The sequence below is a fragment of the Nocardia sp. Root136 genome (assembly GCF_001427185.1).
Taxonomy (GTDB): domain Bacteria; phylum Actinomycetota; class Actinomycetes; order Mycobacteriales; family Mycobacteriaceae; genus Nocardia; species Nocardia salmonicida.
In genome coordinates, this window is the sequence record NZ_LMFE01000007.1 from 817,996 (window position 1) to 832,962 (window position 14,967).

Annotated in this window: 13 protein-coding genes; 5 read left to right on the plus strand and 8 right to left on the minus strand. The window is 68.4% G+C overall.

Going from position 1 to position 14,967, the window contains the following annotated elements:
* Positions 1 to 17: 17 nt before the first annotated feature.
* The 6 genes from ASD42_RS20850 to ftsH all read right to left on the minus strand — a co-directional run bounded on the left by ASD42_RS20850 (position 18) and on the right by ftsH (position 5,524).
* Positions 18 to 491, minus strand: coding sequence for a DUF3180 domain-containing protein (locus tag ASD42_RS20850; RefSeq protein WP_056819041.1), 474 nt, complete (start codon positions 489 to 491; stop codon positions 18 to 20).
* Positions 485 to 1,024, minus strand: a complete 540-nt coding sequence (gene folK / locus ASD42_RS20855) for a 2-amino-4-hydroxy-6-hydroxymethyldihydropteridine diphosphokinase (protein ID WP_056819043.1) — start codon at positions 1,022 to 1,024, stop codon at positions 485 to 487. The genes ASD42_RS20850 and folK overlap by 7 nt, the downstream gene beginning before the upstream one ends.
* Entirely contained in the window at positions 1,021 to 1,443 is a 423-nt protein-coding gene (gene folB, locus ASD42_RS20860; protein WP_056819045.1) for a dihydroneopterin aldolase, read from the minus strand. The genes folK and folB overlap by 4 nt, the downstream gene beginning before the upstream one ends.
* Positions 1,440 to 2,324, minus strand: coding sequence for a dihydropteroate synthase (gene folP / locus ASD42_RS20865; protein ID WP_056819047.1), 885 nt, complete (start codon positions 2,322 to 2,324; stop codon positions 1,440 to 1,442). The genes folB and folP overlap by 4 nt, the downstream gene beginning before the upstream one ends.
* A complete protein-coding gene (folE, locus tag ASD42_RS20870; RefSeq protein WP_056819380.1) occupies positions 2,321 to 2,935 on the minus strand; it encodes a GTP cyclohydrolase I FolE in 615 nt (204 codons plus the stop codon). The genes folP and folE overlap by 4 nt, the downstream gene beginning before the upstream one ends.
* A 213-nt stretch (positions 2,936 to 3,148) precedes the next feature.
* Positions 3,149 to 5,524 carry an ATP-dependent zinc metalloprotease FtsH gene (ftsH, locus tag ASD42_RS20875; protein WP_056819049.1) on the minus strand — a complete coding sequence of 792 codons (2,376 nt, stop codon included), beginning with the start codon at positions 5,522 to 5,524 and terminating at the stop codon, positions 3,149 to 3,151.
* A 224-nt stretch (positions 5,525 to 5,748) separates the two neighbouring features.
* Here ftsH and ASD42_RS20880 point away from each other — a divergent pair, with 224 nt between their 5' ends.
* The gene (locus ASD42_RS20880; protein ID WP_235569727.1) at positions 5,749 to 6,738 is read left to right on the plus strand and encodes a hypothetical protein; all 990 of its coding nucleotides are present in this window, start codon (positions 5,749 to 5,751) and stop codon (positions 6,736 to 6,738) included.
* A gap of 23 nt (positions 6,739 to 6,761) precedes the next feature.
* Here the strand turns inward: ASD42_RS20880 and ASD42_RS20885 are convergent, their stop codons facing one another.
* Positions 6,762 to 7,619 carry a DUF1266 domain-containing protein gene (locus ASD42_RS20885; protein WP_056819050.1) on the minus strand — a complete coding sequence of 286 codons (858 nt, stop codon included), beginning with the start codon at positions 7,617 to 7,619 and terminating at the stop codon, positions 6,762 to 6,764.
* Between the two features lie 125 nt (positions 7,620 to 7,744).
* Between ASD42_RS20885 and ASD42_RS20890 the strand changes: the two genes are divergently transcribed.
* The 3 genes from ASD42_RS20890 (at position 7,745) to ASD42_RS20900 (ending at position 10,968) form a co-directional block, all read left to right on the plus strand.
* Positions 7,745 to 8,017 carry a DUF2277 domain-containing protein gene (locus tag ASD42_RS20890; protein ID WP_056819053.1) on the plus strand — a complete coding sequence of 91 codons (273 nt, stop codon included), beginning with the start codon at positions 7,745 to 7,747 and terminating at the stop codon, positions 8,015 to 8,017.
* 119 nt (positions 8,018 to 8,136) lie between these two features.
* Positions 8,137 to 9,687, plus strand: a complete 1,551-nt coding sequence (locus tag ASD42_RS20895) for an aldehyde dehydrogenase family protein (RefSeq protein ID WP_056819055.1) — start codon at positions 8,137 to 8,139, stop codon at positions 9,685 to 9,687.
* A 384-nt stretch (positions 9,688 to 10,071) separates the two neighbouring features.
* A complete protein-coding gene (locus ASD42_RS20900) occupies positions 10,072 to 10,968 on the plus strand; it encodes a LysR family transcriptional regulator (RefSeq protein ID WP_056819057.1) in 897 nt (298 codons plus the stop codon).
* A 9-nt stretch (positions 10,969 to 10,977) separates the two neighbouring features.
* Here the strand turns inward: ASD42_RS20900 and ASD42_RS20905 are convergent, their stop codons facing one another.
* Complete coding sequence (locus tag ASD42_RS20905; RefSeq protein ID WP_056819384.1) at positions 10,978 to 12,324, minus strand: amidase; 1,347 nt, start codon at positions 12,322 to 12,324, stop codon at positions 10,978 to 10,980.
* Positions 12,325 to 12,547: 223 nt separating this feature from the next.
* Here ASD42_RS20905 and ASD42_RS20910 point away from each other — a divergent pair, with 223 nt between their 5' ends.
* Positions 12,548 to 14,953 carry a protein kinase domain-containing protein gene (locus ASD42_RS20910; protein ID WP_082843644.1) on the plus strand — a complete coding sequence of 802 codons (2,406 nt, stop codon included), beginning with the start codon at positions 12,548 to 12,550 and terminating at the stop codon, positions 14,951 to 14,953.
* Positions 14,954 to 14,967: the final 14 nt, after the last annotated feature.

The following is a 14,967-nucleotide window of genomic DNA, read 5'->3' on the forward strand; positions in this document are numbered from 1 at the left end:
ATTCCATTCGCAAGTTGCTATGTAGTAGCGGGGTCCTCGTGCGGGTCCTCGGGCGCCCGGCAGCAATACTCCAGCCACAAAGCCGCAGCAACCAGGGTCGAACCGGCCAGCAGACCCACTACCGCGCCCGGCGAATCGGCAGCGGCGGCGGTCACGGTGCCGCGCTGTGGGAAAACCCACAGCAGGAAACCAAGCCATACACCGGCGGCCAGCGAACCCACCTGCAACGACGCCTTGGCCAACGCCACGCCCCTGGCGACGTTGATCGGGTGCATCTGGCCCGAGCCGTCGCCGATCTGCTCATCGGCGATCTTGGCCTTGATCGCGAAGCCGAGCGCCGCCTCGATCGCGGCGACCGGCAGCAGCGAGGCACCGGCGGCCACCGAGATCGACGGGAAGCTGGAATAGGCGAACCGGGTGGCGACCCAGGCGACCGCGGCGGCCACCACCACGTTCAGCGCGAGGTCGAGTACCCGGGTGGGTTTCAGCACGGGCGGGCGCTTTCGTCGCGCAGCACCAGATCGGTGACGACCACGCCGTCCTTCTCGGACCGGTCGAGTCCGGCGAGCAACTCCGCGATCGGCTGGGCGACGCCGTCGACAAGCAGGTGCGCGGACGGTTCGACGGCCAGCCACGGGATGAGCACGAAGGCCCGGTTGTGGGCCTGCGGGTGCGGGAGGATCAGCGTGGGGTCGGTGGCGCGGGCGATCGCGGCGCCGGTGTCGTCGGTGCACTGAACCACGTCGACGTCGAGGGTGCGCGCACCCCAGCGGATCTCACGCACACGGCCCGCCGACTGCTCGAGCTGCTGACCGAACCGCAGCCAGGCGTAATCGTCGAAGGCCGGATCTTCCGCTACGACAACAGCATTGAGGTAATCGTCTTGGTCGACGCCACCCCACGGCGCGGTGGTGTACACCGGCGAGACCGCCACGACCCGCTCCCCCAGCGCGTCGAGGACGCTGCGCAGATGCGCGAGCCGATCGCCCAGATTCGAGCCGATCGAGAGCACCGCGCGAGTCATCGCCGCGACCCGGGGACCACCGTGCGATACCGGGTGGCCACCACGCGCACGTCGGAGAAAGTGTGCGGGATCGGCGCCGACGGCTTGTGCACGACCACCTCCACCGCCTCGATCCGCGGGTCGGCCATCACGTCGTCGGCGATCTCGGAGACCACGGTCTCGATCAGATTGCGCGGCGGACCGGTCACGATGCGAACGGCACGCTCGGCGAGCGCACCGTAGTCGACCGTGTCCGCGAGGTCGTCGGACGCGGCGGCCGCGGCGAAATCGACCCATACCGTCAGGTCGACGACGAACTCCTGGCCGTCACGACGCTCGAAATCGAACACACCGTGCCTGCCGAACGCGGTCAGCCCGAGCAGTTCGATCCGCGACGACGCGGACCTGCCTGCGGGCGGCGGCAGCAGGGGCAGGTTCATCGATGAACTCCTCGGGCGGCGGTGGCACGGGCTTCGGCGGCTCGACGCCAGGCATCGGCGACGGCGATGGCGTCCAGCGAGGCACGGACGTCGTGGACGCGCACACCCCAGGCGCCGTGGGTGGCGGCCAGGGCGGACAACGTCGCGGTGGCGGTTTCTCGGCCGTCCGGGGGCCGGGGGCCGGAATCGTCGGCGAGCAGGGCGCCGAGGAAGCGTTTGCGGGAGGCGCCGATCAGGATCGGGAAGCCGCCCGCCGCCAGTTCCGGCAGGGCGGCCAGGAGTTCCCAGTTGTGTTCGGCGTTCTTGGCGAAACCGAGGCCGGGGTCGAGGATCAGCCGGTCCGGGGTCACCCCGGCGGCGACGGCCAGTTCGACCTGCGCGTCGAGTTCGGCGCGGACCTCGGCGACCACGTCGTCGTAGTGGTCGGCGGGGCCGGTGTGCCGGTAGTCGGCGCCGGCCCGCCAGTGCATGAGAATCCACGGCACACCGGCTTCGGCGACGACCTTCACCATGTTCGGGTCGGCGCGGCCGCCGGAGACGTCGTTGACCACCGAGACGCCTGCCTCCAGCGCCGCCTCGGCGACCTCGGCGCGCATGGTGTCGACGCTGGTCGGCACGCCCGCGGCGACCAGCCCGCGGATCACCGGGGTGACGCGAGCGACCTCGGCGGCGGGATCGACGCGGTCGGCGCCCGGCCTGGTGGATTCACCACCCACATCGACGATGTCGGCGCCTGCCTCGTACAACTCGACACCGTGCGCGATCGCGAGTTCGGGATCGAGGTAGCGACCGCCGTCGGAGAAGGAATCAGCGGTCACGTTGACCACACCCATGACCACACACGAACGGTGGTCGCGGGCGGTCACCAGTGGCTCGCTCATTTGCGAAGGATCAGGTCCAGCGCCTCGGATCGCGAGGCGGCATCGGTCTGCAGCTGGCCACGCACCGCCGAAGTGGTGGTGCTGGCGCCCGGCTTGCGGATCCCCCTCATGGCCATGCACAGGTGCTCGGCCTCGATCACCACGATCGCCCCGCGCGGATCCAACCTGCGCATCACCGCGTCGGCGATCTGGCTGGTCAGCCGCTCCTGGACCTGCGGGCGCTTGGCGTAGAGGTCGACGACGCGGGCCAGCTTCGACAGCCCCGTCACCCGGCCGTGCGAGCCGGGGATGTAGCCCACGTGCGCGACGCCGTGGAACGAGACCAGGTGATGCTCACAGGTGGAGAACATCGGGATGTCGCGGACCAGCACGAGTTCCTGGTGGCCCTCGTCGAACGTGGTCGCCAGTACCGCGTCGGGCTCGGTGTAGAGCCCGGCGAACATCTCCCGGTACGCGCGCGCCACCCGTGCGGGCGTATCGAGAAGACCGGGGCGGTCCGGGTCCTCACCCACCGCGATCAGCAGCTCACGCACCGCGTTCTCCGCGCGCTGCTGATCGAATGGCAAACCGGTCGCCAGCGCCGTCAGCACCGACGGACTCGTAGCACCCAGCTCACCTGCCGGATCGAGATCCTGCTTGTTGGCCGACAACTTCTCCGCACCTCCGTGATATTTGCGGCTGGCGCCGCGGTTCTCGGCCCTGTTCACCACGTCCGTCCCTGGCGAACCGGGACGCACCGCTGAAATCCTTCAGTGCGGGCCGAGAACCTGTGTCGACGCCGGTAATCGTCCGGCATTCGACGTTCGAGCGTAGTTGGCCGCCGGTCAGTGGCGGCCGTTCGGCCCTTCCCAGTCTTTGTTCTCCGGATCGGCGTCACGCGCGGGCGGCTGCGGCTGGACGCCCCACGGCTGGAAGCCGTCGCCGGCGTGCCGCGGCTGCTGCTCGGGTCGACCCCAGGCACTGCCCTGATCCTGTGACGGTTGGGGCTGTTGCTGCGGCTGCTGAGGCTGCTGCTGCGGTGGCTGCTGCTGCTCGTCGCGCGGCGGCCAGCCGGGAGCCGACCAACCCGCCGGTGCACCGTAATCGGGCCGCGAACCGTGCGTCCCCGACTGCCGGGGGAACGCCTGGGTCGGCGCGGCGGGCAGCGGGTAGCCGGCCGCGGGCGGTGCGGGCTGGCCGTAAGGCTGACCCTGGTACCCGTTGGGCTCGACCGGCGGCGCCCCGTTGGGCACCGGCACCGGCGCGGGCTGCACCGGCGGCCACGGCTCGCCGCGCTCCACGGCCAGCTCGCCCGGCGTCTTCACCGGCGGCTTGTCCGACGGGTGCCGGTCACCGAAATCGTTGAACGCGGTGATCCGCGGACGCTTCTCGACACCGGCCAGAATCGTCTCGAGATCCTTGCGGTGCAGCGTCTCGCGCTCGAGCAGCGCGGTGGCCAACGCGTCGAGCTGCTCGCGGTATTCGCTGAGGATGGACCACGCCTCGGTGTGCGCGGCCTCGATGAGGTTGCGCACCTCCTCGTCGATTTCGCGGGCGACCTCGTGCGAGTAGTCGGCCTGCACGCCCATCGAGCGGCCGAGGAACGGGTCGCCCTGCTCCTGGCCGTAGCGCACGGCGCCGAGGCGGGCACTCATGCCGTACTCGGTGACCATGCCGCGGGCGATCTTGGTGGCCTGGTCGATATCGGAGGACGCGCCGGTGGTCGGCTCGTGGAACACCAGTTCCTCGGCCGCACGGCCACCCATCGCGAAGACCAGCCGCGAGATCATCTCCGAGCGGGTCATCAGGCCCTTGTCGTCCTCCGGCACCGTCATGGCGTGACCGCCGGTGCGGCCGCGCGCCAGGATGGTGACCTTGTAGACGGGCTCGATATCGGGCATCGCCCAGGCCGCCAGGGTGTGGCCGCCCTCGTGGTAGGCGGTGATCTTCTTCTCGTGCTCGCTGATGATGCGGCTCTTGCGGCGCGGGCCGCCGATCACGCGGTCGACCGACTCCTCGAGCGATTCGCCGGTGATGACCGTGCCGTTCTCCCTCGCGGTGAGCAGCGCGGCCTCGTTGATGACGTTGGCCAGATCGGCGCCGGACATACCGACGGTGCGCTTCGCCAGACCCTCGAGGTCGGCGTCCTGCGAGATCGGCTTACCCGCCGAGTGCACCCGCAGGATCGCGCGGCGACCGGCCAGGTCGGGGTTGCCGACCGGGATCTGCCGGTCGAACCGGCCCGGACGCAGCAGCGCGGGGTCGAGGATGTCGGGCCGGTTGGTGGCCGCGATCAGGATGATGTTGGAGCGATCGCCGAAGCCGTCCATCTCGACGAGGAGCTGGTTGAGGGTCTGCTCGCGCTCGTCGTGACCGCCGCCGAGGCCGGCACCGCGCTGGCGGCCGACCGCGTCGATCTCGTCGACGAAGATGATGCACGGACTGTTCTGCTTGGCCTGCTCGAACAGGTCGCGCACGCGGGAGGCGCCGACACCGACGAACATCTCGACGAAATCCGAACCGGAGATGGTGAAGAACGGCACCCCGGCCTCGCCCGCGACGGCGCGGGCCAGTAGCGTCTTACCGGTTCCGGGCGGCCCGTAGAGCAGCACGCCCTTGGGGATCTTCGCGCCGAGCGCCTGGTAGCGGGCCGGATTCTGCAGGAAGTCCTTGATCTCGTAGAGCTCTTCGACGGCCTCGTCGGCACCGGCGACGTCGGAGAACGTGGTCTTCGGCATGTCCTTGGTCAGCAGCTTGGCCTTGGACTTTCCGAAGCCCATCATTCCGCCACGGCCACCGCCCTGCATGCGCGACATCACGAAGATGAACAGGCCGACCAACAGCACCATCGGCACGATGAACAGCAGCAGCTGGGAAAGCCAGCTCTCCTGCTTGACCACGGTGTCGTACGGCGCGCCGGACTTCTGCACAGCGTCGAGGACCTGCGCGGAGTTCTCCCCGCCACTGGGGTACTTGGCGACGATCTTGGAGTTGTTGCTCGTGGCCTCGTTGCCGTTGTTCAGTTCGATGCGGAGCTGCTGCTCCTTGTCATCGATCTGCACGTTCTTGACGTTCGCTTTGTCCTCGAGCTGGGTCAGCGCAACGGAAGTGTCGACACTCTCCCAACCGCGCGTGTCATCGCTGAGAAAGCTGAACAGCCAGATCATGAGCATGATGCCCGAGATGATCGCCAAGGTGCGAAACACTGTCTTGCGGTTCATAGAGCGTCGGCCGGACGGCCCAGTCCTTTCCGGTTATTACTCCGGGTGTGCTTGCGAAGCGTCGAGATCGGCGGGTTTCGGATGCGGACATGCCACGTTACCGCGTACGGTCTAGTTCGATACATCGCGCAGTTCGGCTGCTGGTGCAGTTGCACTGGTAAACGGCCGGAGAACGCAAGAGGTTCCCGAACGCTCCGACCGGGTTGTGGCAAGTGGCCACAATCATGTCATGCCCGCCTTATCGTGGGCGACGACACAACTACAGCGCAGGGGGTATAGACATCGTCGAGCTACGAACACCCACAGCGATTCTGCGCCACGGCGGTGGACGGCTTGTCGTCCTCCGGCCGGGTACCGACGGCGAACGTGTTCTCGACGTTCCCATTGCCGACCTGCTCAAGGTGCGCCTCAATCGGCGCGCCGACGAAGCGGTGGTCATCGAAATCTATCTGCGTTATCCCACGGCGGTCCTCACCGGCGTTCCCGCCGACCGCACTCCTCTTCCGGTGCTCATCGCCGAGCACGACGTGCCTGCCGCCCTCGGCATCGTCGACCGGATCAACGACCAGATCATGACGACCCAGCGCATCGACGTGGCCGCGCCGGATCTGACCCCGCCCCCGCCCGAGTGGGGAAAGTCGGGCCCGACCCGCGCCGATGTCGAGCGCGCCGTGCGCAGGATGGCCCCGCGCAAGGACGCCCGTACGGCCGTCACCGCGCTGAATCGGTACGTCACCCCCGACGAATACGTCCTGGAAACGGCGATCGCCGTGGCCGCCCCGCCCGCGGGATCCGGTACCGGTCTGCTCGCGGCGACGACCTCTCGCGTGCTGTTCATCTCGATCGGCAGCAGCGGCGAACGCTATGCCTTCGAATTGGCGGTGGCCGCGATTCTCGGCGCCCGCACCATCGAGGGCACGCGCTCGGCGCCGGGTGAGGTCGATACGCGCCACGGCGGATCGGGCATCGACATCAACGACGGCAATCGCACCCTGCATTTCGCCGGCGTGGATCGCGCCGACACCGAGCGGGTCACCTGCGCGGTGAACTTCGCCGTCCGCAGACAGGCCGCCGACGGTGCCGCGGGCCCCGCCGATCCTGGCGTCAACCAGCTCTACGCGGAGTGGGAACTGCTGGTCGAGCGGCATTCGCTCGGCATGGTCGACGACACGCAATTCCAGCGCTACGGCCGCGGGATCCTCCGCAGCCTGTAGTCACCGGTGGCCGAACCGAATGCTCAATTCGGTTCGGCTGCTTCGGTTTCCGCCTTCTGCTCGGGCTCGTTGAGCTCGATACGGCGCCACGGGCTCGTCGGCCGGGTCCACAGACGCACCAGTTCCATCCGCCGGTCGACGCCGCCGTTCTTCAGCTCGGCGAGGTCCTCGGTGGCCTGCCAGTAGGTCCAGCCGGTGAGGTAGGCGTCGCCGAATTGACGCCAGTTGCGGTAGCGGCGCTGCGCGGGCACCAGCGCGCGCATGCAGTATTCCCAGGCCACGTCGGCGTCGATATATCCCGCGGTGAACGCCATGCGGGCCACCGCGACGACGCGAGCCAGGTCCCAGGCGTGGATGTCGTTGGGTAGCGGACGCGATAGGTGGTCGGTGAAGCCGATCTTGATGGCTTGGGCCCAGATGTCGTAGTCGCGGACCAGCGCCTCGGGATTGTCCATCCCCCGAAACGAACCGACCTGACGGAGAAACGCGCGCTGCTTGTCGGCACGTTCACCGAAACGGTCACGCTCGCTGGCATTGACCGAGGCCATCACCAGCGGATGCACCAGCGAATACAACGGTGCGTGCATGCCTTCGAGCAACTGCTCCATCGAGGCGCGGGCTTCGGTGCCGTCGGTGATGCCCCAGGCGCCGGTGAGGGTGTCGATGGCGAGTTCACGGCGGTCACCGAGCGGGTGCTCGCGTTCGGGGCCGAGCAGCATGGCGTCGTGGAAGGCGTCCCAGCGCGTGGAGTAGAAGGCTCCGAGTGCGAGCGCGCGCAGTTCGTCGTCGCTCACCCCCGCGCCCGACCAGTGATCTTCTTCGCGCTCGTCTAGTTCCGGGTACGGAAAAGTGGTCAGCGCTGGTACTCCCCTGGCAGCCATGCGGCCGAGTCTAGTGCGGTGACCGCGATCACGGGCGGCCTGCGAATCTCACCTGCATTACGAGATTTTCAGATCACCCCATTCTTCACCTGTCGCGTCATGCCGCACAGGTCTATGGTTCTGACATGTGTAGAAATATCACCGTCTTGCGTGGTCTGGAGCCTGCCGCCACCGAGCAGGAGATCTACGCTGCCGCCTTGCAATATGTGCGCAAAGTCGGCGGCATCTCCGGCCTGAGTAGCGCCACCAAACCCGCGGTCGACAAAGCTGTCGCGGCCATCGCGGCGGCCACCACGGCGTTGCTGGCGGAACTGCCCGATCGGCGAGTCCCGCCGCCTACCGAGCCACCGCTGCGCCGGATCGCGGCCCGTGAAAACGAGGTCAGCGAGACCTCGTAAGATCGGCGAACTCCATACTGCAACGTGTTCTAATTGGCTCGAGCGGGCACGACATTTCCTCTGGTCGCGCCGCAATAGTCGGTGGATCGAATTCAGCGGATGCACAAGGAGAAAGACCAGTGAGCGAACTCGACAAGACCACCGCGGTGATCGAAGTACACAATCCGGCGTCGGGCGAACTCGCCGGCACCGTGCCGGTCACCACGCCCGACGAGGTGGCGGCCGCGGTGCGGGAGCTGCGTCTGTACCAACCCGAGTGGGAGGCGATCGGGCCCGCCGGTCGTAAGAAGTGGCTGCTGAAAATGCAGGACTGGCTGATCGACAACACCGAGCACCTGGCCGCGGTGCTGCAGTCCGAGACCGCCAAGCCGCGCGTCGACGCGATCATCGATCCGGCGTTCGCGGTCGACATCCTCGGCTACTACGCGCGCCGGGCCGCCAAATTCCTCGCCGACGATCACCCGTCCCCGCACAGCCCGCTCGCGCGGGTGAAGACGCTGACGGTCGCCTATCGCCCGTATCCCGTGGTCGGGGTGATCACGCCGTGGAACTTCCCGCTCGCGATGCCCGCGATCGATGTGTTCCCCGCGCTGGCCGCCGGCGCCGCGGTGATCCTCAAACCGTCGGAGGTGACACCGCTGTCGGCGGTGGAGCTGGCCCGCGGCTGGGCCGAGATCGGTGCGCCGCCGGTGTTCAAGGTGGTCACCGGCGCGGGCGCGACCGGCGCGGCTGTCGTCGAGAACACCGACTACATCCAGTTCACCGGCTCCACCGCGACCGGCCGCAAGATCGCGGCCGCCTGCGCGGAGCGCATGGTGCCCTACAGCCTCGAGCTCGGCGGCAAGGACCCGGCGATCGTGCTCGCCGACGCCGACATCGACCGCGCCGCGCACGGCATCGCCTTCGGCGGCATGTTCAACGCCGGTCAGGTGTGCATTTCCGTCGAGCGGGTCTACGTCGAGGCGCCGGTCTACGACGAGTTCGTCACGAAGCTGACCGCGGCGGTGGCCGCGCTGCGCCAGGGCGCCGACGGTCGCGAGTCGAGCAACGACGTCGGCGCGCTGGCCAACGAGAACCAGGTGCTGATCGTGCAGCGCCACGTCGACGAGGCGATCGCCGCGGGCGCCCGGGTGACCACCGGCGGCAAACGCACCGGCGTCGGCACCTTCTTCGAGCCGACCGTGCTCGTCGATGTGGACCACTCGATGTCGTGCGTCGCCGAGGAGACCTTCGGCCCGACGCTGCCGGTGATGAAGGTGGCCGACGAGGCCGAGGCGATCCGGATGGCCAACGACTCGATCTACGGACTCTCGGCGTCGGTCTGGACCGGCGACAAGGCACGCGGTGAACGCGTGGCCAGGCAGTTGAACACCGGCGCGGTGAACATCAACGACGTGTTCGCGAACCTGTTCAATCCCGCGATGCCGATGGGCGGCTGGGGCCTGTCCGGCGTCGGCGCGCGCTGGGGCGGCGCGTCGGGCCTGCGGAAATACTGTCGCGCACAGGCGATGACGAAGCCGAAACTGCCGACCATGGGCAAGGAATTGTTCTGGTATCCGTACGACATGAACAAGCTGGTCTTCGCCGTCGCGGCGATGCGGGCCGCCGGTGCTCGTGGGATGCGCCGGATCGACCTGCCGACGGTGCTGCGCCTGAAGAAGAGCGACTAGCTGATTCCGGCTGCGACGCGTACTCGCGCGCAGCCGGATTCGCCGCTCGAAACGTTTTGTGATCAACGTCACCGACCGAGCCCTCCACGCACCGCACGCCGTGGTCAGCGGCACCTTTCGGCGTGCCCGACGGCGACACGGCGGGGCTTACATTCGGGCAGCGAGTGTGAATGTCGACGCATTTTCGCTGGTCAGCCGCCCAGCTTCGCCGTCGATCCGCTCAGCGACCGATCGCAGTGAACAAAACGCAATCCGATGGTGCAGCTCACCATGTCAGGCCATATGCTGTGCATTACCAACCTGGTGACTGTTTTGATCCACTTCCGCGAACTTCCTTGCCAGTTTTGGCTGGATTTTCCCGACCGATTCTGATAGCAAGGTGCTATGGACCCGCATTTGCGCGATCTGCGGTATTTCGTCGCCGTCGCTGAGGAACTGCACTTCACCAACGCCGCACAGCGGCTGCACATCGCTCAGCCGACGTTGTCACGCCAGATCCGTCAGCTCGAACGCCAGCTCGACGTGGTCCTGTTCGACCGCAACCAGCGCAGTGTCGCCCTGACCGTCGCCGGTAAGGAACTCCTCGAAGGCGCCCGCAAGATCCTCGAGCTGTGGGAGGTGACCAACGTGTCCCTCCAGGAAGCAGGCGAGGTGCTGCGCGTCGGTATCCAGTCCGCACTCGGCCGCGGCCTGCTCAACGACCTCGAGAGCGCGAGCGGGCATCGTCTCGCTCTGCACGCGGCGTCGTGGAACGACCCGTCCAGCGGTCTGGCCGGTCGACAGGCCGACCTGTCGCTGGTCTGGCTGCCGCTGCCCGACCCCAACCGTTATCGCTGGCAGGTGCTGCGCACCGAGCCGCGCTGGGTGCTGCTGCCCGAGACGCACCCCCTGGCCGAGCAGGAGAGCATCGAGTTCGCCGATCTGCTCGACGAGTCCTTCGTCGCCCTGCCTACTGAAGCGGGCGCGGTCCGCGACTTCTGGCTCGGCAACGACGCCCGTGGCGGCAAGGCGGCCAAGATCGGCGCCGAGGCGGCCACGCCCGAGGACAAGCTGGAGGCCGTGAGCCTCGGCCTCGGTGTGTGCCTGCTGGCCGAGAACAATGTGCCGATGTACCGCTGGCCCGGGCTCACCGCGCGTCCGGTCGCCGGTCTCACCCCGTGTGAGCTGGCGGTGGCGTGGCGGGCCGACGACACTCGCCCGACCATTCTGGAATTCGCCGGTCGCGCCGTCGACGGCGGCTTCTCCGAGCCGACACCGCAGCCGCAGCCGATCGCGGTCTAGGGCGCGCGTCTAGTTCGACAGTTCCAGTTGGGCGGCGAGGCCGAGCAAGGTGGCCTCGCTGCCCGGCGGACCGATCAGTTGCGCGGCCAACGGCGTATGCGCCTCGGGGTGAGTGCCCATCGGCAGTGACGCCGCGGGCCAGCCGAGCAGATTCCACAGTCCGGTGAACGGCGCGTAGCGCACCGAGGACACGACATTCGCGAGCCAACCGCGCCCGCTCCACTGTCTGGCCTTCGGCGGCGGCGCGGCGAGCGTCGGCGTGATCACCACGTCGAAGTCTTCGAAGAATTCGAGCAGTCTGGCTTCGGTCCGGTCGATCTGACTGGGACGGACCAGACCGAGCCGCCGGATCACTCTGCCGAGTGCCAGATGACGTCGGGTCCGTTGCTGGAGTAGTTCGGGCCTCGGGAGCGCGTCGGCGTCGCCGAGACCCGCGCTCGGCCAGCGCAGCAGCATCAGCAGCGCCGCATCGCCGTAAGGCAGCTCGACCGGTTGCACCTCGTGCCCGGCCACTGCCGCGCGCGCACCCGCGGTGCGCGCCGCCGCCGTCCAATGCCGATCCATGCGGACCAGTCGCGACGGCGGAGCCACGGCCAGTCCGATACGTAGTCGCTGTGGCTTGCGTAGTTCGGCCAGGTCGGAGCGGCCCGCCAACACCGAAAGCGCCAGCGCCGCGTCCGACACCGTTGTCGCGAGCACACCGTTCTCGGCGAGTCCGGCCCAGGAATCGGCGCCGATCTGCGAGGGCACCACGTGTCTACCCGGCTTGATTCCGAACACTCCGCACGCCGCGGCAGGCACCCGGATCGAGCCGAGGCCGTCGTTGCCGTGCGCGATCGGCACGAGTCCGGCGGCCACCGCGGCGGCCGCGCCACCCGAGGATCCACCCGTCGACCGGCCGACATCGCGTGGATTGCGCGTGACACACCCTTCGGAGTCGGTAGTCGCCCACAAACCCAGTTCCGGCATGGCCGTCAACCCGACGACGATCGCGCCAGCGGCCCGCAACCTGGCCACCACCGGGTGATCGGCGTCGGCCGGTTCGGCGGAGGTGGCCGCCGAACCCGCGCGGGTCGGCTCCCCCGCCACCGCGATGTTCTGCTTCACCGCCACCGGCACACCGGCCAGCGGGAGCTCGTCGAGGTCTTGTCTGGCGGCCAGTTCGCGCGCTTCGGCCCTTGCCCGCTCGCCCCGCACCACCGTGAACGCGTTGATCTTGCGATTCTCCGAGGCGATGCGGGCCAGTGCGTCGGCGGTGACGTCGGCGGGCGTGATGGTACCCGCGCGGACCCGGGCAGCCAGTGCTGCAGCGGGGCCCCCGATGGGGTATTCGTCGGCAGGGCGGGACGAGTCCATCGTCACCTCAGCGTCCGTTACGCCGTCGTCGTCGACGGACTCCCATGCTACCGCTGTGAGGTCTTCGTTCATCTGCGGATTCGCCCCCGTCGCATGGTCGTCGAAATTCGGGTGATCAGCTCTAGAGGCGCAAGTTATCATTTCTAGTACAGCTCTCCGGCGATGGCGGCGGGTGTGGCGGAATGAATTTCGCACCGATCCGCGCGAACACTTAGGTCGGGTGATGAGCGATAGCACCGCAAGCGGGCAACAACCTGACGCGACGCCCGGTCGGGCCAACATTGTGCGCGTCGACATGGTCGAGGCGTTCGCCGCCGCGTGGGGCACGGCCGCCGAGCACCCGCCCGAGATCGCCGAGTTCCTTCCCGACGCGGCCACCTTGCGCGCGCAGGCGCTGCACGAACTGATCCGCGTCGACCTGCGCCAGCGCTGGCTGCATCACACGGGCACCGACATCGCCCGCAAGCGACTGATCAACTACTGCGCCGAGTTCCCCGAACTCGATCGGGCATCGCTGCCCGCCGGGCTGGTGTTCGAGGAATTCGTCATCCGCAGGCACAGCGGCGAACGCGTGGATCCGCGCGATTGTCTGCGCGAATACCCCGAGCAGGCGGCCAGTCTGCGCGGCCTGCTCAATACCGAGGAACTCGACCAGAGCACCCACCGGGCCGACGATCTCGACGCGACGGTGAACCAAACGCTGGACTCGACCCGTAGTACCCAGATGACCAGCCCGCAGCTCGACCTCACCGCGACCGCCACCTCGGCCGCGACGTCGTCGACGGACGCACTCTCGAATCCCGGCGCGTTCGAGCCGCTCGACCGCATCGAAATCGGCCAGCGCATCGGCGATTTCGAGCTGCTCACCGGGCTGGGTTCCGGCGCGTTCGCGCGCGTCTTCCTGGCCAGGCAGACCTCGATGCAGCGCCTGGTCGCGGTGAAGATCTCCGCCGACCGCGGCACCGAGCCGCAGACGCTGGCCCAGCTCGACCACGACTACATCGTGCGCGTGTTCGACCAGCAACTGATGGACACCGACTCGGCGCCCTCGGGTTCGCGTCGCCTCCGTCTGCTCTACATGCAGTTCCTGCCCGGCGGAACCCTGCTCGGCCTGCTGCGCTGGGTCCGCGCGACCCCGCCCGCCGAACGCAGCGGCAAACTGCTGCTCGACGCCGTGGACGCGGCCATGGAGGAGAAGGGCGAGATCCGCCCGACCGATTCGAGCGTGCGCTCCGAGATCGCCGCCCTGAACTGGCCGGAAACGGTGGCCTGGCTGGGCAGGCGGCTGGCCGAGGCGCTCGACTACGCGTCCTCGCACGGTGTGCTGCACCGTGATGTGAAACCGGCGAATGTGCTGCTCACCGCCGAGGGCGTCCCCAAGCTCGCCGACTTCAACATCAGCTTCAGCCGCAGCGTCGAGGGCACCAGCCCGGTCGCCTACTTCGGCGGATCGCTGTCCTACATGTCGCCCGAACAGCTCGAGGCCTGCCACCCCGGCCTCGGCCGCAGCGCCGCCGACCTCGACACCCGCAGCGATATCTTCTCCCTCGGTGTCGTCCTGTGGGAACTGCTGACCGGCGCGAAGCCCTTCGACGACAGCACCGCCGCCGCCGAGGGTCGTGGCGACGAAACCACGCTCGAAGCGATGCTCGAACGCCGAACCGTCGGCGTCGACCAGGCCGCGCTGGACCGGGTTCCGGCGAACTGTCCCACTGCCCTGCGCCGGGTCCTGCTGACCTGCCTCGACCCGGACAGGTCGCGCCGCTGGGCCGAGGGCGCGGTGCTGGCCAAGCAGTTCGACCTGTGCCTGGACGCGCGCGCCCGCGACCTCGTCGACCCGCCGCCGAACAGCTGGCGGATGGTGTGGCGCAAATGGCCCTTGCTGGTGATGGTCTTGGCGATCGGCATCCCCAACGCACTGGCGTCCTGGTACAACATCCAGCACAACCAGACCCTGGTGGTGAGTCGGCTCAATGAGACCGCCCAGCAATCGTTCGTCGTGATCACCGCCGGCGTGAACCTGGTCTTCTTCCCACTGGGCGCCGCGATGCTCATCTACCTCGCCCGTTTCGTGCTCTCCGTGCCGCGCGGCCTTCGCCACGGCCGCCGCTACGACCCGCCGACCCTGCGCCGCACCAGACACGACACCCTGCGCATGGGCGATCGGGTCGTGATCGTCGCGTTCTCGCTGTGGGCGATCTCGGGACTCACCTTCCCCATCGCCCTGCAATTGGCCGCGGGTGACGTCCCCGGCCACGCCGTGGTCCACTTCCTCGCGTCCCTGCTGGTCTGCGGCGCGATAGCGGTCGCCTACCCGTTCTTCCTCGTGACGTTCTACCTGGTCCGCTGCATCTACCCGATCTTCCTTCGGCACGGCGAAACCAGCACCGACGACGGCGTCTGGCTGCGCGCGCTGAGCCGCCGCTGCACCTGGTACCTCGCGGTGGCGGCCTCGGTCCCCCTGCTCGCCGTAGCCGGTGTCACCTTCCTCCCGCCCGGCGATATCCCGGCCGTGATCGTCGCCGTCCGGGTCCTCTGCGTCGGCGGCATCTTCGCCTTCATCGCCTCCTACCTGATGTTCCGAGCACTCGAAGCCGACTTGAAGGCGCTGGAACGCGTAGTCAGCTGACGCTGCCCGGCACG

Bases quoted from the DNA above. Each gene is read 5' to 3' on its own strand.
- folK (WP_056819043.1), bottom strand. From the start codon at position 1,024: ATGACTCGCGCGGTGCTCTCGATCGGCTCGAATCTGGGCGATCGGCTC.
- folB (WP_056819045.1), bottom strand. From the start codon at position 1,443: ATGAACCTGCCCCTGCTGCCGCCGCCCGCAGGCAGGTCCGCGTCGTCG.
- folP (WP_056819047.1), bottom strand. From the start codon at position 2,324: ATGAGCGAGCCACTGGTGACCGCCCGCGACCACCGTTCGTGTGTGGTC.
- ftsH (WP_056819049.1), bottom strand. From the start codon at position 5,524: ATGAACCGCAAGACAGTGTTTCGCACCTTGGCGATCATCTCGGGCATC.
- ASD42_RS20880 (WP_235569727.1), top strand. From the start codon at position 5,749: ATGTCATGCCCGCCTTATCGTGGGCGACGACACAACTACAGCGCAGGG.
- ASD42_RS20885 (WP_056819050.1), bottom strand. From the start codon at position 7,619: ATGGCTGCCAGGGGAGTACCAGCGCTGACCACTTTTCCGTACCCGGAA.
- ASD42_RS20890 (WP_056819053.1), top strand. From the start codon at position 7,745: ATGTGTAGAAATATCACCGTCTTGCGTGGTCTGGAGCCTGCCGCCACC.
- ASD42_RS20900 (WP_056819057.1), top strand. From the start codon at position 10,072: ATGGACCCGCATTTGCGCGATCTGCGGTATTTCGTCGCCGTCGCTGAG.
- ASD42_RS20905 (WP_056819384.1), bottom strand. From the start codon at position 12,324: ATGGACTCGTCCCGCCCTGCCGACGAATACCCCATCGGGGGCCCCGCT.
- ASD42_RS20910 (WP_082843644.1), top strand. From the start codon at position 12,548: ATGAGCGATAGCACCGCAAGCGGGCAACAACCTGACGCGACGCCCGGT.